Origin of the sequence: Moorena sp. SIO4A1, from assembly GCF_010672065.1 — a bacterium.
In the GTDB taxonomy this organism is placed as follows: domain Bacteria; phylum Cyanobacteriota; class Cyanobacteriia; order Cyanobacteriales; family Coleofasciculaceae; genus Moorena.
In genome coordinates this window covers 1-23,872 of record NZ_JAAHHX010000081.1, presented here as the reverse complement: position 1 = coordinate 23,872, position 23,872 = coordinate 1, and the positions used below count along the sequence as shown (strand labels likewise).

Below are 23,872 nucleotides of genomic sequence, written 5' to 3'. Positions count from 1 at the left end.
GACTTCTGACTTCTGACTTCTGACTTCTGACTTCTGACTTCTGACTTCTGACTTCTGACTTCTGACTTCTGACTTCTGACTTCTGACTTCTGACTTCTGACTTCTGACTTCTGACTTCTGACTTCTGCTATATCTTGTAGATTAATTATCTAAATCATAGAATTAAAAGCTTATAAAATCTAGTTTTATTAATGGGTTAATGGTTAATTTAAAAATTGTCATTGTTCTTCAATTAACCATTAACCATTATATTTGCATAACTATCAGGTAAACAGGATTGTTTTCCTACTCCCTGCTCCCTGCTCCCTGCTCCCTAAAAACCCATAAATTTGTACCTAATTGAATTGCCAACCGCTGTAATCATTAACCATTAAAGAATTTGGAAACTGAGCTTTCAATGCTGGCAATACTGGACAGGGTTTCTTCTGCTGCAAGTTATCTCCTTTACCACTAAAGGTATTCCACCGAAATGGTCCCAAATCGGCGGCGGCCATCCACAGCAATCGTTTAGCTCGGGTCATGGCTACATAGAGTAAGCGGAATTCTTCAGCAGTCTTAAGCTGTGCGGCTTGTTCCCAAGCCTCGGGTGCCATGGGTAAGGGTTTACCGTGAAGGTAGGCACGAATTTGAGCTCTGGCTACTTCTGCTAGGGTAAATTCTCCCAAAAACTGAGCAGCAGTAGGTACCCACGGATTACCTGGAAGGGTGTCTTCATGGAGAAAGGGCAAGAAAACATAGTCCCAGTCTAATCCTTTGGCTTTGTGCATGGTGATTACAGTCAGTTGATGGGAACGCAGATAAGGGGATTCTGTATTGTCTGGGTCTACAGGTTCAAAACGTTCTGAGCTAACGATTTCCTGAAGTACTGTTAGAGTTTCACTGATAGAACTGTTGCCAAAGGTCTGTTTTGCTATCCGTTCGGCTAATTTATCTGCTGTGGCTAGCTCGGATTGGTCATAGTTTAAGGTCTGAGCTAGGAAGGAAATTAGGTGATAATTGGGCAGTTCTAGACGAGCACGTAGTAAATCACAGCAGTAGCGGCGAGCTTTGATAACTGCTTTTGTCTGGGGTGGGTCCAATGGACCAGGATAGAGGAATTGTTCGGGATAGGTCGATAAAGCATTGAGGTCTTGGGTGGGAATTAACTGACGTTTTACCAAGACATCTAGGGCAGCTTTTAGGTAATCCGGAGAATGGGGACGGTCGAGAAATTGCAGCAGTGTTAGGATTTGACTGGGAACGTGGGATTCGCGATCGCGTTTTTGGACATCATACACCTCAATCTCATGCTGGCGTTTGAGATACTCCAGTTGTTCCACCACAAAAGTCCCTTGTCGATTCTCCCGCACCAGCACAGCAGCGTTATGGTTTTGGTTTTTGGCAAATAGCTCCACTACTCGCTTTCCAATCAGCTCGACTGTGTGGTAGATGTCCTTAGGAGTGTAGAGTTCTAAACCTCTCCCTTCTGGATTTGGGTTGGCATCCGGTTGAGGGTCATTGGCATCGACTCGACGAATGGTTTGAGGACGAAAGGGTAGCTCCGTCGCTGGTTCGGTTTGGGGGATAGAGTCTGGCTGTGGTACTGTTTCGGTAGAGTTTTTGCTGCCATAGGTGCTATTGACCCAATTTACGATAAAGTTAGCAGCATCGATGATAACCTGGCTACTGCGACCCGCTTGATCCATTGTGGCTAAACGTCCTATTCCCTGACATTTTTGGCAAAACCAATTGAAGTAAATCGGGTCAGCTGGGGTAAAGGTAGAGTTAATGGCTTGATTGGGGTCTCCAACTCGGATCAGATTTGTTAAAGGTTGGGAGGTTGTTCGCGTAGCGTGGCCAATAGGCCAAGGTTGGTTTGGTTGGGAGGTTGAAGGTTGGGAGGTTGTTCGCGTAGCGTGGCCAATAGGCCAAGGTTGGGAGGTTGTTCGCGTAGCGTGGCCAATAGGCCAAGGTTGGGAGGTTGAAGGTTGGGAGGTTGTTCGCGTAGCGTGGCCAATAGGCCAAGGTTGGGAGGTTGAAGGTTGGGAGGTTGTTCGCGTAGCGTGGCCAATAGGCCAAGGTTGGGAGGTTGAAGGTTGGGAGGTTGTTCGCGTAGCGTGGCCAATAGGCCAAGGTTCAAGGTTTGGTTCGGAACTAGCTGGGAATGTGGCTAGGGTTTGCAAGAGTAGGTATTGTAAGGGTGTAGAATCTTGGGCTTCGTCTTCAAAGACGGCAAAAAATTGATTTTGCCAGAGCTGACGGATGGCATCGTTTTGTAGGACTCTCAGCGCGGCTAGAATCATGTCATCGTAGTCGATAAACTCACGCGATCGCACTATGGTTTGATACTGTTGATACAGTCCTGCTGCGATCGCTAATATCCCATATTCATCGGTTGTCTGTTCACTGAGGTGCCACAAATCTGCTGGTAATAACCCAGAACTTTTGGCTTCATGGATAACAGTGTAGGCCAGGTTAGGTAACACTTCCGTTCGCAATACGGATTGTCTGCGCAACCGTTCTGTTTCTTCTCCATCAAAGCTTCGACCTTCGAGCAAGGTAAGATACCGGCGTGGATAATTAGCAATCCACTGTTCCACACAAGCACGGATTAAGCGATGACTTTGATTTGGAGTTACTAGAGTACTACTGTCTAGATTAAGTCCCGATAATTCTGGATGACGGTTAGCAATGTAGAGGGCTAAACCATGTAAGGTATAGACTACAAAACTATTTTGTGGGACCTTAAGGGTTTTTAGGTCATCGCGGATTTTAGCTCGAATACTGGCAGCCGCAGAGCGAGTGAAGGTGACTACCAGCAATTGATATCTGCTATGGAGTTGGTAATTTGCGATCGCAATGGCTGCAGCTTTTGCCATGCCAGTAGATTTCCCAGCACCAGGGACAGCAGAAACTGCTAAGGTTCCCCCTTGCCAGTCGGCCATTGGTTGTTGTCCCCGTCTTAAACTATTGCGGAGTCGTTGTAGTTCTTGGGCACGCCAAGCGGCGAGGGGGGTTTGCTGTGAGCCTGACTTGGTATCTGTATCCTCTGACATGTTGAGATTTGCTGCAAGTGACTATTTTTTGGTATTGTAATTAGCCCAGGTTGCAAATCGCTATCGCTTTTGGTTAAGCTGGTTGGTCATTCAACCATTAGACCTCGCGAGTAGGGACAGATTTTCACAGGGAACTCAGATCCTAGAGTAGCTTAATCATTCTTCATAAATTCGTAAAATGATCACTAATTACGCAAAAATGAGCCAAAAATGGGCTTATTATGCGTTTTTATCCATAAAACATGCCAAAACTACATTGGCAGTTTTAGTTCTGCTGAGGATATTTTAGGAACGGAAACTCTCAAAGACTTCTTTCGCTTTTCTCATTTTAAGGAGGAGATTATGAAGCGAGTTGCGATGTTTTTCATGTCCTTGATGGCTGCACTGGTACTTATTGCTACCCCAGCTTATGCAGTGACTATTCAAACAGGGATGATTAACCTGAATTCCTCAGGCCCAGCTGAAACAACAAATGGTGACACAAGCACATTCACAGAAGTGTTCTTCCCAACCCCATTTCCGGAAGGCTCAGATGTGATCGTGATTCCAATGGTTCAAACCTTTAATGGAGCAGATACCCCTGGTGTCAGGATCGCAGATGTAACCACGGAGAGCTTTAAGTTCAGAATGAACGAATTAGTTCGGGGTGGTCCAAGGCAGGCCCTCTCAGATGGTCCACATACAACTGAAACCATAGGTTGGATCGCTATCGGTGAGTAATCGCTCTTAGGGGTTTTTTCTGACCCCTGTCGCCTGTGCCCCATGGATGGGGCACAGGCGATTTAAGTATTTGGTTCGGAGTTCCCTGAAGACTAAGCAAACTAGAAAAAATCCTTTGGGATGATCAGCGAATAACTATCAAAATTAGGTCTACCAGCTTCCAAGCTATAATCACTATAGACGCTGATCTTGAAAAGAGGTCAAAGGAATGGTGGAACGGCCGCCCCGCTATAGCAAAGAAGAATTCGCCCAACGAGGCAATCATATTGGCATTGCTGAGGGGCGGAATGAATATGAGTGGGGTGGGCATCCTGCCTGGGAATATTGATAACCGTCAAGATGCCGGTTCCACGCCTGATGCCGTTAAGCTGTATCAGCCTTATTTCAACTTTCACTGGTCACAAGCCTTAGGATAGTTCACTGGCGTTAACCGCTCCAACCCAAGATTCCGAAAGATGACTCTATACTCAAAGTGTAGAGTTCTAGTGGATCACAGGATCAGCAATGAAGATTAAAGTAGTTATTTGGCAAGAGCATGGGGTATGGTGTGGCTCAGTTCCAGCACTACCTGGATGTCATACATGGGGTGAAAGCTATGAACACCTTATAGAAATGCTTGAAGAAGCTGTCCAGGGTTGGATTGAGGTGGCGAGCGAAAGGGAAGAGTTTGAGCCTGATAAGCAGTTAGTTGAACTATCCCTATGAAGTCTATATCTGGCAAGGCTCTCTGCAAAATTGTTGAGAAGCGAGGATGGGTTCTCAAACGAATCAATAGTAGTCATCACATTTATAGCAAGAAGGGTGTTCAAGCTATTCTCTCTATCCCTGTTCATGGCAACCGAGATTTACCGACTGGAATTTTAAGTAAGCTCATGAGGGATGCTAATCTCAGGGAAGAAGACTTGGGTAAGTAAAGTTGTGTTTACTATTGGTCTAGCAGGTTCCGATCTATAATCACCATAGACGCTGATCTTCTTGAAAAGAGGTCAAAGGAATGGTGGAACGGCAGCCCCGCTATAGCAAAGAAGAATTCGCCCAACGAGGCAATTATATTTATGAGATTCAAGTACGTCCTTTGCTTGAAGAAGGCAATTATGGAAAAATCGTAGCGATCGACATTGAAACGGGAGCTTTTGAACTTGCCGATACTCCGATCGCGGCCACTGATCAACTCTATGAGCGATACCCTGATGCCCAACCTTGGGTAATTCGGATCGGACATCGTGCAGTTTATCGTTTTGGTTCTCGGAGCTTGAAGAAATTGGTATGATGCAAGGCTTTGTTAACCAAAATTGTGAAGCGGTTTATTGCTATTATCAGTTCAACCTAAAATGTACCCTTTAAGGGGTAACTCTGAGAACCGTAAGAGTGTTTGCAGCTATCCTAGAAAAAATCCAGGACAAAATTCTTCGACAACAGTATGTGATGACGATCCATGCTGATGAAGAAATGGATGACGACAATCTGATGCTGGCGGATGTTGAGCAGGCCATTCTCACTGGTGAAATTATCGAGCGTCAGAAGGATAGAGCTACCGCAGAGTACAAATACCGGATTCAAGGATATTCAACTGATGGCGATCCTGTGGAAGTAATTGTTAAGCTAGGCTCATCTGGCAAGGTTATAATCATCACAGTCTATGCACTCTGAAATTGAAGAATTTACTGTTTGCGATGTTTGTGGTTTTGCTGAAGCCAGAACTCGCTATGGATCTCGAGCCTATGGGAAAGGAAAAGATCTACTGGTGATTGAAAATGTACCTATGGTTAGCTGCCCTAGTTGCGGTACGAGTTACTTAACATCATTGACTCTTAAAGAGATTGACCGTATTAAGCGCGATCGCAAGACAGTAGCAGTAACAAAATCTGTGAAGGTTGCTAGTTTCTAAGTTTAATATTAACGAGTCCACTAAACACAGGGAACTTCAATATCATGGCAGATGGTAAATCCAAAGTCGCACTGATTACCGGCGCATCATCGGGTATGGGCAAAGAAATGGCCAAATCTCTGCTGAAGGATGGTCTGACCGTAGTAGTGGCGGCACGTAGTGTTGAGAAAATGGCTGACCTTAGAGAGTTGGGTGCTCACCCACTCCGTTGGACATCACCGATGAGGCCAGTATCCAGGCTGCGGTGAATGAAATTCTAGACACTTATGGCAAGGTCTCGCCCCGCTGACCTTAACCGTTAGACTTTGCTGAGTATCAGTAGATGGTCTTCAGAACTGTTAACATTGACTTTGTCTTTTGGATGTGCTTCCATTGTCAAGCACCAAATGCACTACAGTTGCGTTTACCTAAAGGTGAGAGCGATCGCAACATTGGGCTAGACAAATCATTATGGATCAAATCATAGCAAAGGTTTTCTTAGAATGCGTTCGCGCAATCGATGCCAGCGAGTTGATAAGTCGCGTTTCTTCCACGGACAAAGAGTTTAGCTTTCAAAATTGGTTTGCTGTTCGTCTTGAAAGGCTTTCCTTGAACTTCGATGAACCTTCAAGAAATGCTTATCCAGACTTCAGGCTTGTTGATTTCCCCCTTGGCTTCGAGATAAAAGGATTAGGATTTCCAGGCAGGGAAGCAAACTATGACTGCAATAGTCAAGTGCCTTCAGGTCTGCATAATGGGAGGACAATTTACTATGTGTTTGGACGATACCCAGCAAAAACCAAGGAAAAGAACTATCCAGTCTATGATCTTGTCATGTGTCATGGCAATTTCTTAAATGCAGACCATTCTTATATCCATAAAAATAAGAATCTTAAAGGTTTCGGTAGCTATGGAGACATTATGATTCGTGACCGAAAAATGTATGTTGCACCTACACCATTTGCCCTTACGGATGGCACAGAACGCCAAGTTACTCTGATTGCTCCAACTGGCTTTAAATTTGGTATAGATTTAAAACACTCGGGTACTATCACACGTATAGAGACTCCAAGGCTGATCAGGGGTTATTACTTTGATATGATTGAACATACGCTTACACCTTCCTATATAGATAATCCAAACGCAGGAAAGAAACACACATTTGAAGTTTTTCGTGCAGCAAAATCTTTAGGACCAACAGTCACTCTTCGTTGATATGGAACTTTCATTCACAAGTCTTTTTTCTGGTGCAGGTGGCTTAGATCTCGGCTTTGAAATGGCTGGTTTTAAACATCTATACTCCACAGATATTGATACATGGAGCGTTAAAACACTCCGTAATAATCGACCTGAGTGGGATGTTGAAGAAGCTGATATTCGAGAACTATCAGAAAGAGATTTACCTGATAGTGATGTAATTTTAGCAGGCGTTCCATGTCAGGGCTTTTCACTGGGAGGGAATCGAAAGGAAAATGACGAGAGGAATTTTCTGTTTCAAGAAGTTGTCCGAATGGCAAAGATCAAGAAGCCTCGCTTTATCGTAATTGAGAATGTTCTAAATCTCAGGACAATGAAAGAACCCAAAAGTGGAAAGCCTTTTGTTGACGTAATTTCAGAGCATTTCAAGAGTCTTGGATACTACATAAAATATAATGTATTCAGAGTATCTGGTTTTGGAGTGCCTCAAACGAGAAGAAGATTTATTTTTATTGCCAGCTTCGACCGATTTCCCTCAGCTTTTCACTGGCCCACGCCAGAGCCAGATACACCAGCATCAGCCTATTTAGCTGATCTGGCTGCCAATCCATTCATTTCCCTTCCTAATCATTGTCCTGAATGGGGCTTCAAAAGCCGTGTTCATGAGGAGACTGGAAAGGCATTTGATCCTACTGAGACCCCTGTACCATGTAGATTCTCTCGAACTGGTTCTGACGGACATCCAATAAGATCTTTGGATGCCCCATTTCCTGCTATTGATACTGGAACTATTTGGGGGTGGGCTCAGGGAAATGTGGTGGCAGAAAGAAAGGAAAAAGATCGCGTCAATGGGCAATTTGTAAGGAATCAAAATATTAACTTAAAGCTATGGCGTATCAGTGCAAGCCGTCTGCGAAGCTTTACTAATCGTGAATATGCCCGACTTCAAACTTTCCCAGACTCATGGGTATTTCATGGAGGAAATAAACGTCATGTCCACCAGCAGATTGGCAACGCTGTTCCTGTACAATTTGCCTATCGAGTTGCCTGTTTTCTTCAAGCAGTTTACCAAGCACAGTGTTTAGGCCAACCAATGAATTTATTTACTAATAATACGGTATTACAACTGGAATTGAATTTATAACTCAATAATTTGGTATGCTCAAGCCGATTCGTAGGTTGGTTTGAAGGACAAAACCCAACAAGACCCCAACCATCCCTAGCCATGTTAAAAGGGTGACAATGGGCAGGTAAAACCTGGAGATTATTAACGAGTTACAACACCTAGAGCCTTGCCATCTCTCCCTGAGTCCAATAGACTCATTTAGAATCAACGAATCGCACCCTAAACTATGCATCGCATCGCCGCAACTCCGGGAGGATGGAACCCTGAAGCTGAAGGGGTTATCTTCATCGAACAAACCCCAGCACCGATTATTTTCCTGACTGCTGCTGACACGGATATCCAAACCCTAGCCGCATCGGTATCCCAACTTCCGCCAGATTTTCCAGCTATCCGAGTCGCTAATCTGTTGCAGTTGCAGCAACAACTAACCATTGATACCTATGCTGAGGATATCTTGGCCAAAGCACGGATTATCATTATCAGATTATTGGGGGGACGCTCCTACTGGTCTTATGGCTTAGAAGTGGTGAAAGAAACAGTAGAACAAACTGGCGCTAGGTTATTGGTTTTACCAGGAGATGACCGACCAGATCCGACGTTAACTAGTCACTCCACAGAAACTATTCCGATAGTGAATCAATTATGGCGCTACTTTACAGAAGGCGGTGTTGAGAATTTCACTAATGCTCTGAAATTTGTCGTAGATGTATGCCTGGAGCAAACCAATAATCCACCACCACCCAAACCTGTGCCTCGGGTTGGGGTTTATCCATGGCAATCGGGGATAAAGGTTAACAGGTTGAAGGTTAATAGGTTGAAGGTTAGCAGGTTGAAGGTTAACAGGTTGAAGGTAGGTATCCTGTTCTACCGTGCCCATTACTTAGCGGGAAATACAGCACCGATTGATGGGTTATGTCAGGCTTTGGTAGAACGGGGCTTGGAACCGGTGCCAGTGTTTGTGTCTTCTTTACGGGATCTAGAGGTACAAAGGGAATTGTTAGGCTATTTCCAAACTCCCGATAGCTCTAGTAGTGCGATTGAGCTTTGCTCACGCTACGCGATCGCACTCTTGCTGAATACCACTAGTTTCTCGGTGGCTAAGTTGGATGCTGAGGTACATCAGTTGGAGTTGTGGGAACGGCTGGATGTGCCTGTGTTGCAGGTTATTTTAAGTAGTGGCACGGTGGAACAGTGGGAGTCTGGGTTTCAGGGATTGATGCCCAGGGATACTGCCATGAATGTGGCGTTGCCAGAGGTGGATGGGCGAATTATTAGTCGTGCGATTTCCTTTAAGTCGGCGCAACGGTGGAATCCTGCTCTGGAAACGGATGTGGTGGTTTATGAACCAGTATGCGATCGCATTCAGTTCGTAGCAGATTTAGCCATGAATTGGCTACAGTTACGGCAAACCCTACCGCATCAGAGAAGGGTTGCTCTGATTTTAGCTAATTATCCCAATCGAGATGGCAGGCTGGCCAATGGCGTAGGATTAGATACCCCGGCCAGTTGTGTAGAGATTTTAAAAGGGTTACGGGATGCTGGGTATTGGGTTGACAGGATTCCGGAAACTGGGGATGAGTTGATTGAGTGGTTGACCGCTGGGGTTACCAATGATCCGGAAGGATGGCAGTTACGTTTGGTACGACAACAGTTGAGTTGGCAGGAGTATTGGGACTATTTTCAAGGGTTACCGATAGGGGTTCAAAAGGGAATCCGTGAGCGTTGGGGAGAGTTTGATGTTACAGCAAGTTTCGCCCCCCTAGCCCCCCAACTTTGGGGGGAAATTGAGTTAAAGTCCCCCAGAATTGGGGGATTTAGGGGGCTTGCAGCTAAAGGTAGTGAGGTCAATCCATCTGAAAACGGCTGTAACGGTAAAGACAGCAACGATGGCAAGGGAGAGATAACCGAGATTTCAGGATTTCCCATTTCAGGGATTCAGTTGGGAAATGTGTTTGTAGGGATTCAACCGTCTCGGGGTTATGATCTTGACCCAGCTTTGAATTATCATGCTCCCGATTTGGAACCCACTGATGGGTATTTGGCATTTTATTATTGGTTGCGGAAGTGTTTTGGTGCCCAAGCAATTGTTCATGTGGGCAAGCATGGGAATTTGGAGTGGTTACCGGGTAAGAGTTTGGCCTTGTCAGAGTGCTGTTATCCAGAAGTAGCCTTAGCAGCCATGCCTCATTTGTATCCATTTATTGTCAATGATCCGGGGGAGGGTGCTCAAGCAAAGCGTCGCGCTCAAGGGGTGATTATTGATCATTTAACCCCTCCCATGACTCGTGCTGAACTTTATGGTCCTCTGCAACAGTTGGAGGGATTGGTTGATGAGTATTATGAAGCGCAGAGTTTGGATTTGTCTCGCTTGCCAATTATTCGCGATCGCATTGTTAGACTTATCCTTGATGAGCACTTGCACGAAGATTTGGGGATTGAAGTAGACGACATCGAAGCTGGAGAATCGGAAATTACTAATCAAATTGATGCTTATCTTTGTGAATTGAAAGAAGCTCAAATTCGAGATGGATTACATGTCTTTAGTCAATGTCCCCAAGGACGTCAATTGCAGGATTTAATAGTAGCAATTGCTCGTCATCCAGGAAAGAATCGCATCGGCTTAACTCGTGCTTTAGCTCAGGATTTAGGTTGGGGTTTTGACCCCCTAACGGAAGAGTTTTCAGTGGTTAAGGAGATAGCAAAAAGCAGTATAGAAAGGGAACAGGGAACAGAGAATAAGGAACAGGGAACAGAGGAATGCTATAGTGGTAAATATACTGTTGGTGATTTGGTTGAAGTATTAGAAGAAGAAGCGTCTAAATTAGTAGAACAAATCATCACTAATTATCCATTAGCGATTACTGATGATCGATTACCGATTACTAAAACAACAAAACAAGAATTAGATTGGATACGCGATCGCCTTTTACCAGCACTACAACAAACTAATCAAGAACTTACCCAATTGTTACGGGGATTAGAGGGGAGATATGTACCGAGTGGGCCATCTGGTGCGCCGACTAGAGGACGACCGGATGTTCTGCCCACAGGTCGCAATTTTTACTCTGTTGATATCCGTGCCATTCCTACAGAAACAGCGTGGGATGTGGGGAGAAAGGCAGCTGAGGTGCTAGTGGAGCGCTATACCCAGGAAAATGGTGAGTATCCCAAAACCCTAGGGATTTCCGTATGGGGCACATCTACCATGCGTACTGGGGGAGATGATATTTCCGAAGCTCTAGCGTTGTTGGGAGTGCGACCGATTTGGGATGGGTCCTCACGGCGGGTGGTAGACTTTGAAATATTGCCAGTGTCTGTGTTACAACGTCCCCGAGTGGATGTGACCCTGCGCATCTCTGGCTTCTTTAGAGATAGTTTCCCCAATTTAATCGACCTATTTCACAATGCAGTAGTTGCTGTGGCAAGCCTGGATGAATCACCATCAGACAATCCTCTCGCAGCCCAGGTGAAACAGGAAACAGACTATTGGTTACAGGTAGGGTTGAGTCAGTCCCAAGCCCAAATGCGATCGCACTACCGCATCTTTGGCTCAAAACCAGGAGCCTATGGTGCCGGGTTACAGGGTTTGATTGAATCTCAAAACTGGCAAGATGAGCAGGATTTAGCTCGCGCTTACATTAACTGGAGTAGTTACGCCTACAGCTCATCTTCCCCCAAGGGAGCCCCAGAAGCCTTTGAGCAGCGCCTCAAACAAATGCAAGTTGTATTACACAATCAGGATAATCGGGAACATGATTTACTCGATTCAGATGATTATTACCAGTTTCAGGGGGGGTTAACCGTAGCGGTGCGGGGGTTAACTGGCAAAAATCCTCAAACCTACTTTGGTGATAATTCTATCCCTGAAAAGCCCAAAGTTCGACAGCTAAAGGAAGAGATTGCCCGAGTGTACCGTTCTCGTGTGGTGAATCCTAAGTGGATTGAGGGAGTGATGCGCCATGGTTACAAGGGAGCATTTGAAATGGCAGCAACGGTAGATTATTTGTTTGCCTATGATGCTACCGCTAATTGTGTCGCAGACCATATGTATCAAGGAGTAGCTCAGGGGTATTTATTTGACCCAGACGTCCAAGAGTTTGTCCAACAAAAGAATCCATGGGCATTGCGAGATATGGCAGAACGGTTACTGGAAGCTAATCAGCGGGGATTGTGGCAGTCAGTTGCACCAGAGACCTTAGAGAAATTGAGAGCGATCGCATTACAAGCAGAAGCAGTGATTGAAGGAGAAAATTTTGGCATTGTATAGCTAGGGAACAGGGAACAGCGGATCTGGGAATAGGGAACAGAAATATGTTTTAACCTTTACTTCGACTGCTATAGCATTTCTATTCTAATGAGGTACATAAATTTTTTTACCACTTCCGACTTTCAACTTCCGACTTCCCTCTTATGAATTGATTGCTCCTTTCGCGTAGCCTGGCCTACGGCCTCAGTCCCTGCTCCCTGCTCCCTAAAATACAAAAAAATTTGTACCTCACCTAATTAAAAATCGCTATATAGCGTTTATGCCAGTTATGAGGTATAGTCTTCTTTGACGTTGATTCCCTGTTAGGTGCGCTTGACCTATTAAGAATTAAATTCGCCACGGGTCGCACCTCTTGATGCAGCCCATCGCTATTCCCTATTCCCTATTCCCTATTCCCTATTCCCTCTTCCCTCTTCTTTCTTCTCTCTTGCCTGTTCCCTGTTCCCTGTTCCCTGTTCCCTAAAATCCCGAAATTCTGTACATCATACCTATGATAAACGCTATATGAGCTTACGTCTATTTAATAGAAAATTGTTTTAACTTAGAAGCTACTTCTTCTGGATTTGTCCGATCAGGAAACACTCAAATCGCCTTAATTTTGTTGTTAGCAACTATTTCTGGCAAGCGATGGAATTGTTTATCAGTAATAGCAATTCCATCATAGGTTTCGGCATAATCTACTTCTTTGGTAAAATTTTTATCATTATAAGCTTGAATAAAAACTCGATCTACATTCCATTTTGGCCAGTCAGCAGCAAAATATTTTTTAGCCCAATAAGGATTATGATGACAAAGATCAAAACTAACCTTTGGGTTAGCTTGTTTCATAGCACCGATCATTTCTTGTGAAAAAGCGGTTAGCTTATTAGTGCGATTTACTTTACCTGGCAACTCGGCATGGTAACCCAGATAATCGTCCCATTGGACTGCATCAATTTTAGGATATTTTTGGACAAATTCTACTAAAATATCTCTAAAAAAATTAGCAACTTCAGGAATTTCCACATCAAGAATATAATGCTCGATTCCTGGATAGGTGCGGTCAACACCGGGTACCACCCATTTGCGTTCAATAGCTAAATCAAAAATCGGGCTATTTTTATCTATTTTGATACCTTTTTCAAAGTAAGCATGAACTTCCATGCCGTGTTTGTGTGCTTCATCAATTAGCCAAGTTAACCAGCGGTCGCGAAACTGATTAGGACAACTTTTATAACCGAAAGTTTTTTGCATCACTTCACTAGTGTACATAGGACAAATATTACCCCATACACCATGAATAATCGTATTAATTCCTTGAGAATGATAATGACGAACTTGTTTTCTAATCTTCTCTTCACTAGCATTATTAGTTACCTTATAACGACTTATATAAATTCCTCTGATTGCTTTTTTATCCAAAGGAGTTTGAGTTGTTGGTGATGCTGGCTGATGATTAGGTTTAACAATTGGTGTTTGAGGTTTTTGAAGTTTTTGAGCTGTTTGAGGTTTTTGATGTTTTTGAGCTGTTTGAGGTGTTGATGAAGCTGGCTGATGATTAGGTTTAACAATTGGCGAATTTGGTAAGGAAGGTGCAGTGGTTACAGAAGGCTGAGTAGGAGCCGAAGGTTGTGGTTCGGCTGGTGTCGAATTTAATCCAGGAATAGTTATTGGTAGATTTTTAGGAATAGCTATTGGTAGGTTTTGAGGTAATTTGCTAATCATGGCGAAACCTCCTTGATGGTTCAACCACCAATAACCACCGCCTAAAACCAGTAAGATTAGAGAAATAGGAATATTTGCGCATCCACATCCACTGTTTTCATTATTTTTATTCGACATCGTCAAATTCTTGCCTAGCAAGAGTTTGGGACATTATTTTAAGTTATTTTAAGCGGCTGAAGCCGAAAATCGAGATATATAGCAATTCTATATCCCATAAGGTACCTATTATCACCCTAAATCCCCCTTAATAAGGGGGACTTTGAGGTTGAGAAGCGTACCTCATAACTGCGATAAACGATATAGCTAGCGTTTTAGCAGCTTAAACTAGTAGTGTAGCATACTTTATCCGGAAGAGGCAAGCTTTTGAGCATAGGGACGCAGATTCCCTAGTTGTTTGCTAACCCATTCAGCATTAAAAATTGCTTTATATATAGGGTTGTTCACCCTCAGCCATCCTTGTTGATTAACCACCAAACCCGATAGCAGCAATTCCTTGCACTCTTGGCTGTTATCCATCGGTACATCATCTCCAGCTAAAATCTGCTGATAAAGTCCCAGCAATTTGTCAGCATAATATTTATTAGTCAAATTATTACTCAAAAGGCGAGCCGAGATGCTCCGCAAATGTTCGGGTTGATCCTGGGATTCCCAATTATCAATAATTTGATTATGTACGATTTTGCTAACCCAAGATTCCTCATTACCAGGAGCAATAGTCAACCCGACCCTTACTGAGTCTACCACCAACTGACATAGTTTTTGGGTTAGAAAAGGTTGTCCTCCTGTCCAAGCCAGTATCTCCTTGAGAATCCTTTTAGCATTACCCCCTGTTTCCTCTAATCCCTTGGCAAGGGGATATGCTTCATCGAATTCAAAGCCATTTAGTTCTATGGCTTTCCCGATATTAAACGGTGTCGGCTTTTTGCCAGTCATCAAATCCCTTGGCTTAGCTACCCCGAATAAAGCAAAGACAAGGCGATTATAGTTGGGATTAATTACTCTTTGGTTATAGCAGAATCGGATTAGGGCAAAAAAATCATCAACGGGAAAAGGTAAGTTGATAATAGTATCAATTTCATCAATGAAGATAACAATTCGCTCAGTAGGAAATTTGACCAGCAGGATATCTTCCAGGAAATAACTCAATTGCTGAAGCAGTGAGAGATACTCTTCCTGGTGCCACCAGGATTGGAAATTAAAGTCACCGAATAACTTGAAACCTCGTACTAACTCAGCCACCACTGCTTTGTACCACTGATTTGGGGTAATTATTTCGCTACCGATGCGCGTCATATCAATAGTGCTGCATCTTATACCTTCTTGTTGTAGTTGATGTCTGATTCGCACCGATAGAGAAGACTTACCCATTTGTCGGGGAGCCATAACATAACAAAAATCACCCCTTTTTAAGGCGTTATAGAGTTGGACATCGCCTTGTCTTTCTACATAGCTAGGCGCATCACTGGCTAGACTACCACCGACTTGGTATAGAAGGTAATTGTCAATCATAAAATTGTTAGTAATTATGGTTTAGGTTACAGACATTCAGCAAATAATTTAAGTTTGTTTTAAACAAAAATAACCGAATTACTATAACGCTACTAGATAAAAAATATAATCATAGCTTGTGAATAAAGTGTGAAAATATCATAGGTAGTGGAATTGTCAGCTTATGCGCTACGCGCACGCGTGCGCGTTCAGATTTCAGCTAGGGAAAGGATAACTTCGGCTCTCGGAAAAGAGAATTAGATCAAGTCCCGTTAATCATTTGTAAAATAGCAGATTTAGCAGCAATAGCAATCAATAGGTTAAATTTTCCGGAATAGACCCACAACATAACGAAAAAAATATTTAACCAAGGAATTTAACTGGGCTTCCCATCAGTCGAGGATAGCCAGCCAAGCCAAATCTGGTTGACTAATCATCCTATGGCTGAGCGGGTAATGGGTGATGGGTAATGGTCAACTACTAATTACCAAGTCCTAATTACTGATTACTAATAATCGATTGTTTAAGATAAAATTATGTATCAGCGCATCAATAGCACAGTTTTCTTAGCTTTAGTGTCCAGCATTATGGCACTCACCAATCCCACTAAAGACGCTTATCTTGATCATGCGGCATGGCACTTACATGATACTTACTGCCAGCAGAAATCCCTTCCTCTTGGGGTAAAAGCAGCTTGTTTTGTCGGTAAACCTTTACCACCTGATGCAGTTAAGCCAGTAATCGAAAGCTACACTCGTCACCAAAACTATTTTCTTTTCAGTATCTATACCACCAACTTCTGGGGTAAAAAATTTCACACTGTTGGGCTAGGGGGCAAATTTTTGGTGTTTTAATTATGTAAGCATTCAGCTCTCAGCTCTCAGCTCTCAGCTCTCAGCTCTCAGTTATAGCAAAGGGAACAGCGGATCTGGGAACAGGGAACAGGGAGTAGGGAGTAGGGAGTAGGGAGTAGGTAAAAGGGAACAAAAATTATCACAATTCCTACACGGATTGGTATATCAGCTAATGCGCTACGCGCACGCTACGCGAACAGTTATCAGCATATGCTTACAGCGTTTTTCATAACTATAAGGTACACAGCATTTTTTCCCTGTTTCCAGATCCGCTGTTCCCATATCCGCTGCTCCCTACTCCCTGCTCCCTGCTCCCTACAAACCCAAAACTTTGTACCTCAAAAATTGCAAACCGCTGTACTTAATTCTATCAGAATTGCAGCCCTATAATAAACTATTATCGTGGAAAACCTTCTATATCAAGGGATTCATAGTCTAATTCAGAGGCTGTAAACCGATATCTTTTACCACGTTCCAAACTCCTGGTTTGGTTAGTACATTCTTTAGCATTGCTTCCATCCTCTTTTCCTACAGAGCAAGATTGAAACTTTATGTTTAAAAAGTTATTGGTATAGATTCTATCGCTACCTGATGACAATTTTTGTATCCTATCATTGATCCAATACTTTACCGAGTAGGGAGTCTGATTGGATATAAGTGTACCAACTTCAGGGGTATTTGGCTTGAGAAAGCTTCGGATAACGCCGCTCCCACATTTGTACTCAGTAAGAGTCCTGATATCAGCACACAAAGACATAGGAACTTCTGAGTTCATACAAACTGATTTCGTAATAGGAGACGAATCTCTTTGTCTGACATCAATATTTCTTTTAATTACAGCAGTGAAAACTCCCGACTCAAGTACACGATCGCGTTCTTTAATCTCGTACTCAAATTTATTCTCTCCGTCTAAAACATGAAAATATTTACTATGATGTCTTTTTCCAAAACTCATCTCTGTCCCTTCTGAAGATCTACCCTCATAGTACTCTCTGTCGGTGTAAGGATATGGGTCACTAGCTACTCCTCTGGTAATATTTCTAACAATTACACGTCTTTTACGAGCTGGGGGAGTAGTACTGGAAGTAAACCGAGCCTCCCGAGAGGACCAGCTGTAACCTGGGCACTCACCTTTATACTTAGTTTCGTGAATTTCTACTTGATTGAGTTCTCGGCTACCTAAGAACTCCCATCCTATTTCAGGTCCAGGTTCTGTTTCCAAATCCTCTTCAATTTCTATTTCAGGTGCAGGTTCTGTTTCCGAACCCTCTTCAATTCCTATTTCCGGTGCAGATTTTGTTTCCGAATCCTCTTCAATTTCTATTTCCGGTGCAGATTTTGTTTCCGAATCCTCTTCAATTTCTATTTCCGGTGCAGGTTGTGTTTCCGAACCCTCTTCAACGGGCAATTGTGTTAGTGGTGTAAACTGTGCTATTGATGGTGCTATAAAAAACGTTAAAACTAGACTGCTGCTCAAAGCCATGAGCAACAAAAATTTGCTAGTTGATGTTATTTTAGGAACCATTTTGTTCCATAATCGATTTAAGTTAAGCATAAGACAACCTTAATTTAGTTAAGGGATTTAAAGGTCAAAAAACACTTGTTATAGTTTGCAATTAAATTCATCGTATCAATTAGATCTGAATTTCAATTTCGATCATTTGCTTGAGTGTGTTAAGACTAAAACCAGCAAGACGCTGAGCCTCACCCATATCATAAAAGCCATGCTTATGATACAAGTTGAGGGCAAAGTTTCCGACAATTGCTCAAATCTTTAGCAGTGCAAGACTAGCAGGGCAGATCACGGGCGCAATCAAAATGAAATAGCCCTGCATTATCAACACCACTCAGTAAATTGGTTTACCATCTTGCTGACCTATCTAATAATTAGCGAATAAGATGGTAATTTGCTTGAGGAGCTATCTGTTGAGTGCTGCTATCTTCTTTCTCTATTAATTCACTTATTGTCCCTCCAATTAAGCCCAAACAAATCATGGGGATCGAAATAATACATACGATAATTATATGTCCTAAATAAACCCTAAAGGCTAGCCCCATCAGATGCTCAACTCCATAGTCGATATGCCAATTTCCTTGTTCATCTTGATAGACGTCTTTAACTTTCATAAGTTTCCTTACTCATCCAATAAATACTAAAAATAAAGACAAAGCTTATAGATAAAATTCCGCAATTTAAAACAATTTATTTTTATTTGATTGAATCCCTGGCTATTTAAGGGGTAATCGCTCCTTTAAACTACTCATTTACTATAATCATTTTAGGAGAGCCATTTTCTTGAGGAACTATCTGTTGAATACTGGTATCTACCTGCGGTATTGATTCAATTAAGGCATCGAAAACGGAAAGTAAAAACATAAAAAACAAGAAACTCATGGGAATCGAAATAATAAATCCGATCAGTGTCTGTCCTAAATAATTCCTAATGGCTAGCCCCATCAGATTATCAACTCCATAGTCGATAGGCGAATTTCCTTGTTCATCCTGATAGACGTCTTTAACTTTCATGATTAGCCTCGCTCATCCAACAACTTAAAAAAAAATACAAATCCACAAAACTTATAGCTCACATGGCGCTATAATCGACGATGCTACCCTTTAGAAACTAAAGGTTTATCGCTATCAAAAGTTACAGGTGGCCTAGTATCTAGTCACGGAGCTGCTCCCCAAATTGATTAGTTAAGGTCTATATACTAATCAGGGCTAGCTTAAAAATTTATGCAATCGGATCTTTTTTCCGTAAGGGCAGTGGGCGGAAATGCCTTCCCTTAGCGGCTTCTAGGTCTCATCCCATCCGCGTTAACTGTGTAGCTGTGTTAACTGTGTAGTTGTTGATCAGCTCACAACCATGGTGGCTTAATCATCAAAAATATCCAACTGTTCAATGGTCATCTCTTGGTCGCTCACCTTTTGGCCAGTTGTCTTCCTAGCTAACAATTGTTTGCCAATCCCCTTGCGCAACCCCAGGGCAATTTTGCTGTGCTTCTCAATTTGCTTCATCACCTGCTTCGCCCGCTTAATCACTGAGGTTGGTAAACCCGCTAAACGTCCTGCCTCAATGCCATAAGAACGGTTAGCTCCTCCTGGCTGTACCTGATGCAAAAAGATTATTTCATTCGCTAACTCTTTTACCGTCACTTGATAATTAGCGACATTGGGCAAAATCGAGGCTAACTCATTCAACTCATGATAATGGGTGGCAAAAATCGTCCGTGCCTTAATTTCCATGGCCAGATACTCCCCCACCGCCCAAGCGATGGAAAGACCATCAAAGGTTGCTGTCCCTCGACCAATCTCATCCAACAACACTAAAGACTTATCCGTAGCATGATTGAGAATATTCGCTGTCTCGTTCATTTCCACCATAAACGTAGACTGGCCTGTTGCTAAATCATCCACCGCACCAACTCTGGTAAAAATGCGATCGCATATCCCCAAACTTGCTTCCGATGCTGGCACAAAACTTCCCACCTGTGCCATCAACTGAATCAATCCTATCTGACGCAAATAACAACTCTTCCCACTGGCGTTAGGTCCGGTCAAAATAATCAAATCAGGATTATCCGTTTCGGTGGCAGGTTTAAGGTTAGAAGGTTGAAGGTTAGCAGGTTGAAGGTTAGCAGGTTGAAGGTTAGTGTTGGTTGAAGGTTGTTCGCGTAGCGTGGCCTTTTGGCCAAGGTTAGAAGGTTGTTCGCGTAGCGTGGCCTTTTGGCCAAGGTTAGTGTCGGTTGCAGGTTGTTGGTTAGAAGGTTGTTCGCGTAGCGTGGCCTTTTGGCCAAGGTTAGAAGGTTGTTCGTTATCGGGTTGCTCGTTAGAAGGTTGCTGGTTATAATTTTCAACGTTCAACTCGGAAGAACCTTCAACCTTCAACCTTCCAACCTTCAACTCCTCTTCAACCTTCAACTCCTCTTCAACGTTCAACTCAGAATAACCTTCAACCTTCAACTCCCCGTCAACCTTCAACTCCCCATCAACCTTCAACCTTCCAACATTCAACTTCCCGTCAACCTTCAACTCCCCGTCAACCTTCAACTTGTTTTGACCTAAAGACGCGGAATTCGGGACAAACAAACCACTGGGCAAGGACTGCTCTACCACTGGATGCCGTCCATCTATAATCCGAATTTCCCGGCTTTGATCCATATCGGGACGACAATATCCCTGATAAACAGCGACCTCTGCTAATCCACACAACACATCCAATGCTGCTACTGCCCGAGACACACCCCGAATCCTGTCAGCTTCCAGCGCTACCTCATGGCGCAAACCTACAAAAATTTCATACTCTAAACGATTCAAATCCTCCCGGGCCGTCAGAATCCGTGCTTCCCTTTCCTTCAGCTCTGGGGTTATGTAGCGCTCTTCATTAACCAAGGTCTGCTTCCGAATATAGTTATCTGGTACCTGAGCTGTTTTAGCACGAGGGACACTAATGTAATATCCAAAAGTCTTATTAAACCCTACCTTCAGCTTGGGAATATCTGTCTTTTCCCGCTCCGTCACTTCCAAATTGGCAATCCACTGTTGATCCTCCTCGGCTTGAGCACGCATTTCATCCAACTGCTGGTTGACCTGAGGCCGAATTAATTTCCCCTCAGTCAGATGCAACGGTGGTGACTCTACCAGATGCTCCTGGATTGTGTGCCCTAACTCTTCCAATTGTGGCGGTACATTCTGCATCACTTTCAGATAGGGAGAAGAGCCATAAGCCGCTAGGTCAGCTAATTCCGGTAACCTCAACAGAGAATCCCCTAAGGCGACTAAATTTCTGGCATTAGCTCTACCAGAACTTGCTTTACCTGTCAACCGCTCCAAGTCATAAATTTTCCGAAGCAGCTGCTGTAAGTCCTGGCGCAGTCCAGTATTTTCCACCAATTCCGCGATCGTATCATGTCGTGCCCGGATTCCCTTAATCTCTAGTAATGGTTGCAGTAGCCAGCGCCGCAATGCTCTACCTCCCATGGCTGTACTGGTTCGATCTAGAGCCCAAAGCAGGGAACCATTAAAGGTGTTATCTCGGACAGTAGCAGTAATTTCCAGATTGCGACGAGTCTGGTGGTCGAGAATTAAATAATCAGCAATGGTATAGGTACGTAATATCTGTAACGCTACATAATTTTCTTTTTGGGTATCTTTGAGATATTCCAACAACCCACCAGCAGCACGGACACCAAGGGGCAGATGTTCACACCCTAACCCTTCAAGCGATCGCACTCTGAACTGTTCCAACAGTCGCTGTCGGGCTTCGGCCAAGGTAAAGTGTCGTTGGGGACGGAGTGCATAACAAAATGAATTTGGTAAACAATCCGGTAAACTCTCAGAAGTCTGACCAGGTCGTAGCATACTCCCCAAATCGGGAGCATTGGTGGGAATTAATACCTCAGAGGGCTGCAAGCGCATCAATTCCTGAACCAGCAGGTCTAACTCTCGGTCTTGAGTAGTCAGAAATTCCCCAGTGGAAATATCTGCATAGGCTAAACCCCAATGATTCTTAGCAATCACTACTGCTGCCAGGAAATTGTTACGACGAGCATGGAGCATCTCCTCTTCCATCAAGGTACCGGGGGTAAGGACACGGGTGACTTCCCGGCGCACCTGACGTCCTTCTTTGGCTGCCACTGAGGCATCTTCCACTTGGTCACATATTGCGATCGCATAGCCTTTTTCCACTAGCATGGTGCTGTAGCGGTCCAAAGCATGGTGAGGAACCCCCGTCATTGGCACCCGTCCCACTCCCTTACCTGCTTCTTTGCTGGTTAAGACCAGTTCCAGGGCTTCAGCAATTATCCTGGCATCCTGAAAGAAGGTTTCATAGAAGTCCCCAACTCGGTAGAGCAGCACAGCATGGGAATACTGGTCTTTTACTTCAGCAAAATGCTGCATCATCGGTGTCAGCTTACTGCGGTCCACTGTCCGATGGTCAGTATTCTCAGGCGCAACTTTCCTTGCTGCTTCAGTTGCCCTTTTCGGAAGGTTATCGTTGGATTCGGGAGTAGATGCTTGAGGGGATCTGCTCATTTACTAAGCTAGAAATACCAATACTCTATAGTAAGAGGTTAATCCAAGTCACCCTCGGTTTGTTAGATTCATTTCCACTGGGCTTACATTACTCTATCGCAATAGTTTTTTTTAAATACTAGGGAGTAGAGTAAACACATCTAATGGATTGATTCATACATATAGTGTTTATTTATTTCCCTGAACACTATATGTAGAAAATATCTTGTCAATAAGCACAATAATACCGGGTTTATTGAGAACTACCCCCAGTTTGTTGACAAGATGCGCTTACCCTGGCATTGTATAGCCTAGCCAGAATGTCTAAATTATTCTAAATTATTCTAAATTATTCTAAATTATTCTAAATTATTAGAACTAAATTATTCTAAATTAATTATGTGTATGTTTAATACTAAGCAATTCCCTTGCTGATGCCCCTATAAGTTGGAAGAAATTAAAGAGCTGTTGATGACAGTATTGTGTTTATTTAAAATCTTCTCTGTTTATTAAGAGGTTGGGAGGGAATCGAATCACACTTATACAAATTAAAAGGTGTTATACAAATGAAAAGTGTCATCAGACGTCGAAGGTTTTTGGTTGTACTCGCTACCATGACCGGGCTAACAACCTTGACCCCTGTTTTGACTCAAGGTCAGTCTGGTGTTCAGATTCTTTATGCCTTGAAGCCCAATGGTCAACTGTCCTACTATAGCTATAGTGGTCTACCGGATCCTAACAACTTTCGTAATCGGGGTGCGGAGAAGGTTATTTCAAACGGTTGGAACGAATATAGTAAAGTTTTTTCTGGAGGTTCTGGAGTTCTGTTTGCTCTAAAGCCCAACGGTCAACTGTCCTACTATAGCTATAGTGGTCTACCGGATCCTAACAACTTTCGTAATCGGGGTGCAGAGAAGGTTATTTCAGACGGTTGGAACGAATATAGTAAAGTTTTTTCTGGAGGTTCTGGAGTTCTGTTTGCTCTAAAACCCAATGGTCAACTGTCCTACTATAGCTATAGTGGTCTACCGGATCCTAACAACTTTCGTAATCGGGGTGCAGAGAAGGTTATTTCAGACGGTTGGAACGAATATAGTAAAGTTTTTTCTGGAGGTTCTGGAGTTCTGTTTGCTCTAAAACCCAATGGTCAACTGTCCTACTATAGCTATAGTGGTCTACCGGATCCTAATAACTTTCAGAATCGGGGTGCGGAGACGGTTATTTCAGACGGTTGGAACCAATACCAGAATATCTTCTAGGGTCAGCCAGGTTTATAGCTCAGGGTAAGAGCATCTCAATCACACGCTTGACAAAAGGAACCAGCGGCATTCGCATCTAAATTGCAAAACCCTGATCCAGTAAGGATTTCATCAATTGATTCATGGGTAGGACTCGATCGCTGAAATCCTCACCCCGCCAGCATGTACAAAAATAAGATGCGAATGCCGCTGGACTAATAAATTCTACTCTATTGACACTCCCCGCCCTTGAAGGACGGGGATTCTTAGTTCTACGACACGCCTTAAAATTAGCTATCCTGAAAGGCAATATTTAAGCCAAATACCCGTTCATGCATAACCAAGTATCGAGCCTAATTT

General features: G+C 43.4%; 20 protein-coding genes. 13 read left to right on the top strand and 7 right to left on the bottom strand.

Annotated features, from left to right (window positions below; translation table 11 throughout):
- Positions 1-335: 335 nt before the first annotated feature.
- The gene (locus tag F6K53_RS31105) at positions 336-3,035 is read right to left on the bottom strand and encodes an ATP-dependent helicase (RefSeq protein WP_293071271.1); all 2,700 of its coding nucleotides are present in this window, start codon (positions 3,033-3,035) and stop codon (positions 336-338) included.
- 210 nt (positions 3,036-3,245) lie between these two features.
- Between F6K53_RS31105 and F6K53_RS31100 the strand changes: the two genes are divergently transcribed.
- The 10 genes from F6K53_RS31100 to cobN all read left to right on the top strand — a co-directional run bounded on the left by F6K53_RS31100 (position 3,246) and on the right by cobN (position 12,212).
- Positions 3,246-3,755 carry a hypothetical protein gene (locus F6K53_RS31100; RefSeq protein ID WP_293071269.1) on the top strand — a complete coding sequence of 170 codons (510 nt, stop codon included), beginning with the start codon at positions 3,246-3,248 and terminating at the stop codon, positions 3,753-3,755.
- Positions 3,756-4,259: 504 nt separating this feature from the next.
- Positions 4,260-4,460, top strand: coding sequence for a type II toxin-antitoxin system HicB family antitoxin (locus tag F6K53_RS31095; RefSeq protein ID WP_293021822.1), 201 nt, complete (start codon positions 4,260-4,262; stop codon positions 4,458-4,460).
- A complete protein-coding gene (locus tag F6K53_RS31090; protein ID WP_293021820.1) occupies positions 4,457-4,669 on the top strand; it encodes a type II toxin-antitoxin system HicA family toxin in 213 nt (70 codons plus the stop codon). The genes F6K53_RS31095 and F6K53_RS31090 overlap by 4 nt, the downstream gene beginning before the upstream one ends.
- Positions 4,670-4,749: 80 nt before the next feature.
- Positions 4,750-5,025: a hypothetical protein gene (locus F6K53_RS31085; protein ID WP_293071267.1), complete on the top strand. Its 276-nt coding sequence runs from the start codon at positions 4,750-4,752 to the stop codon at positions 5,023-5,025.
- A gap of 98 nt (positions 5,026-5,123) precedes the next feature.
- A complete protein-coding gene (locus F6K53_RS31080) occupies positions 5,124-5,405 on the top strand; it encodes a DUF4258 domain-containing protein (RefSeq protein WP_293021816.1) in 282 nt (93 codons plus the stop codon).
- Positions 5,395-5,643, top strand: coding sequence for a type II toxin-antitoxin system MqsA family antitoxin (locus tag F6K53_RS31075; protein WP_293021814.1), 249 nt, complete (start codon positions 5,395-5,397; stop codon positions 5,641-5,643). The genes F6K53_RS31080 and F6K53_RS31075 overlap by 11 nt, the downstream gene beginning before the upstream one ends.
- A gap of 44 nt (positions 5,644-5,687) precedes the next feature.
- Positions 5,688-5,891: an SDR family NAD(P)-dependent oxidoreductase gene (locus tag F6K53_RS31070; RefSeq protein ID WP_293021812.1), complete on the top strand. Its 204-nt coding sequence runs from the start codon at positions 5,688-5,690 to the stop codon at positions 5,889-5,891.
- Positions 5,892-6,093: 202 nt separating this feature from the next.
- The gene (locus F6K53_RS31065; protein WP_075903306.1) at positions 6,094-6,837 is read left to right on the top strand and encodes a hypothetical protein; all 744 of its coding nucleotides are present in this window, start codon (positions 6,094-6,096) and stop codon (positions 6,835-6,837) included.
- Between the two features lies 1 nt (position 6,838).
- Positions 6,839-7,963 carry a DNA (cytosine-5-)-methyltransferase gene (gene dcm, locus F6K53_RS31060; RefSeq protein ID WP_293071264.1) on the top strand — a complete coding sequence of 375 codons (1,125 nt, stop codon included), beginning with the start codon at positions 6,839-6,841 and terminating at the stop codon, positions 7,961-7,963.
- Between the two features lie 208 nt (positions 7,964-8,171).
- Positions 8,172-12,212, top strand: a complete 4,041-nt coding sequence (cobN, locus tag F6K53_RS31055) for a cobaltochelatase subunit CobN (RefSeq protein ID WP_293071262.1) — start codon at positions 8,172-8,174, stop codon at positions 12,210-12,212.
- A gap of 582 nt (positions 12,213-12,794) precedes the next feature.
- Here the strand turns inward: cobN and F6K53_RS31050 are convergent.
- Positions 12,795-14,033, bottom strand: a complete 1,239-nt coding sequence (locus F6K53_RS31050; RefSeq protein WP_364304001.1) for a family 10 glycosylhydrolase — start codon at positions 14,031-14,033, stop codon at positions 12,795-12,797.
- Between the two features lie 225 nt (positions 14,034-14,258).
- Positions 14,259-15,425 carry an AAA-like domain-containing protein gene (locus tag F6K53_RS31045; protein ID WP_293071260.1) on the bottom strand — a complete coding sequence of 389 codons (1,167 nt, stop codon included), beginning with the start codon at positions 15,423-15,425 and terminating at the stop codon, positions 14,259-14,261.
- A gap of 515 nt (positions 15,426-15,940) precedes the next feature.
- On the opposite strand from F6K53_RS31045, the gene F6K53_RS31040 reads away from it, so the two are divergent.
- Together F6K53_RS31040 and F6K53_RS31035 are read left to right on the top strand one after the other, a co-directional pair.
- Positions 15,941-16,258, top strand: a complete 318-nt coding sequence (locus F6K53_RS31040; protein WP_070395137.1) for a DUF4359 domain-containing protein — start codon at positions 15,941-15,943, stop codon at positions 16,256-16,258.
- 210 nt (positions 16,259-16,468) lie between these two features.
- Positions 16,469-16,648: a hypothetical protein gene (locus F6K53_RS31035; protein WP_293071258.1), complete on the top strand. Its 180-nt coding sequence runs from the start codon at positions 16,469-16,471 to the stop codon at positions 16,646-16,648.
- Positions 16,649-16,655: 7 nt separating this feature from the next.
- Here the strand turns inward: F6K53_RS31035 and F6K53_RS31030 are convergent, their stop codons facing one another.
- From F6K53_RS31030 to mutS, 4 genes are all read right to left on the bottom strand, one after another.
- On the bottom strand, positions 16,656-17,813 hold the full coding sequence (locus F6K53_RS31030) for a hypothetical protein (RefSeq protein ID WP_293071256.1): 1,158 nt from the start codon (positions 17,811-17,813) through the stop codon (positions 16,656-16,658).
- Positions 17,814-18,145: 332 nt separating this feature from the next.
- Positions 18,146-18,385 (bottom strand): hypothetical protein, encoded by a 240-nt coding sequence (locus tag F6K53_RS31025; RefSeq protein ID WP_293071254.1) that lies wholly within the window; start codon positions 18,383-18,385, stop codon positions 18,146-18,148.
- A 130-nt stretch (positions 18,386-18,515) separates the two neighbouring features.
- Positions 18,516-18,785, bottom strand: coding sequence for a hypothetical protein (locus F6K53_RS31020; protein ID WP_293071252.1), 270 nt, complete (start codon positions 18,783-18,785; stop codon positions 18,516-18,518).
- A gap of 348 nt (positions 18,786-19,133) precedes the next feature.
- The gene (gene mutS / locus F6K53_RS31015; RefSeq protein ID WP_293071250.1) at positions 19,134-22,295 is read right to left on the bottom strand and encodes a DNA mismatch repair protein MutS; all 3,162 of its coding nucleotides are present in this window, start codon (positions 22,293-22,295) and stop codon (positions 19,134-19,136) included.
- A 545-nt stretch (positions 22,296-22,840) separates the two neighbouring features.
- On the opposite strand from mutS, the gene F6K53_RS31010 reads away from it, so the two are divergent.
- Complete coding sequence (locus F6K53_RS31010) at positions 22,841-23,533, top strand: tachylectin-related carbohydrate-binding protein (protein WP_293071248.1); 693 nt, start codon at positions 22,841-22,843, stop codon at positions 23,531-23,533.
- Positions 23,534-23,872: the final 339 nt, after the last annotated feature.

Bases quoted from the DNA above. Each gene is read 5' to 3' on its own strand.
- F6K53_RS31105 (WP_293071271.1), bottom strand. From the start codon at position 3,035: ATGTCAGAGGATACAGATACCAAGTCAGGCTCACAGCAAACCCCCCTC.
- F6K53_RS31100 (WP_293071269.1), top strand. From the start codon at position 3,246: ATGGGCTTATTATGCGTTTTTATCCATAAAACATGCCAAAACTACATT.
- F6K53_RS31095 (WP_293021822.1), top strand. From the start codon at position 4,260: ATGAAGATTAAAGTAGTTATTTGGCAAGAGCATGGGGTATGGTGTGGC.
- F6K53_RS31090 (WP_293021820.1), top strand. From the start codon at position 4,457: ATGAAGTCTATATCTGGCAAGGCTCTCTGCAAAATTGTTGAGAAGCGA.
- F6K53_RS31085 (WP_293071267.1), top strand. From the start codon at position 4,750: ATGGTGGAACGGCAGCCCCGCTATAGCAAAGAAGAATTCGCCCAACGA.
- F6K53_RS31075 (WP_293021814.1), top strand. From the start codon at position 5,395: ATGCACTCTGAAATTGAAGAATTTACTGTTTGCGATGTTTGTGGTTTT.
- F6K53_RS31070 (WP_293021812.1), top strand. From the start codon at position 5,688: ATGGCAGATGGTAAATCCAAAGTCGCACTGATTACCGGCGCATCATCG.
- F6K53_RS31065 (WP_075903306.1), top strand. From the start codon at position 6,094: ATGGATCAAATCATAGCAAAGGTTTTCTTAGAATGCGTTCGCGCAATC.
- dcm (WP_293071264.1), top strand. From the start codon at position 6,839: ATGGAACTTTCATTCACAAGTCTTTTTTCTGGTGCAGGTGGCTTAGAT.
- cobN (WP_293071262.1), top strand. From the start codon at position 8,172: ATGCATCGCATCGCCGCAACTCCGGGAGGATGGAACCCTGAAGCTGAA.
- F6K53_RS31050 (WP_364304001.1), bottom strand. From the start codon at position 14,033: ATGTCGAATAAAAATAATGAAAACAGTGGATGTGGATGCGCAAATATT.
- F6K53_RS31045 (WP_293071260.1), bottom strand. From the start codon at position 15,425: ATGATTGACAATTACCTTCTATACCAAGTCGGTGGTAGTCTAGCCAGT.
- F6K53_RS31040 (WP_070395137.1), top strand. From the start codon at position 15,941: ATGTATCAGCGCATCAATAGCACAGTTTTCTTAGCTTTAGTGTCCAGC.
- F6K53_RS31035 (WP_293071258.1), top strand. From the start codon at position 16,469: ATGCTTACAGCGTTTTTCATAACTATAAGGTACACAGCATTTTTTCCC.
- F6K53_RS31030 (WP_293071256.1), bottom strand. From the start codon at position 17,813: ATGCTTAACTTAAATCGATTATGGAACAAAATGGTTCCTAAAATAACA.
- F6K53_RS31025 (WP_293071254.1), bottom strand. From the start codon at position 18,385: ATGAAAGTTAAAGACGTCTATCAAGATGAACAAGGAAATTGGCATATC.
- F6K53_RS31020 (WP_293071252.1), bottom strand. From the start codon at position 18,785: ATGAAAGTTAAAGACGTCTATCAGGATGAACAAGGAAATTCGCCTATC.
- mutS (WP_293071250.1), bottom strand. From the start codon at position 22,295: ATGAGCAGATCCCCTCAAGCATCTACTCCCGAATCCAACGATAACCTT.
- F6K53_RS31010 (WP_293071248.1), top strand. From the start codon at position 22,841: ATGAAAAGTGTCATCAGACGTCGAAGGTTTTTGGTTGTACTCGCTACC.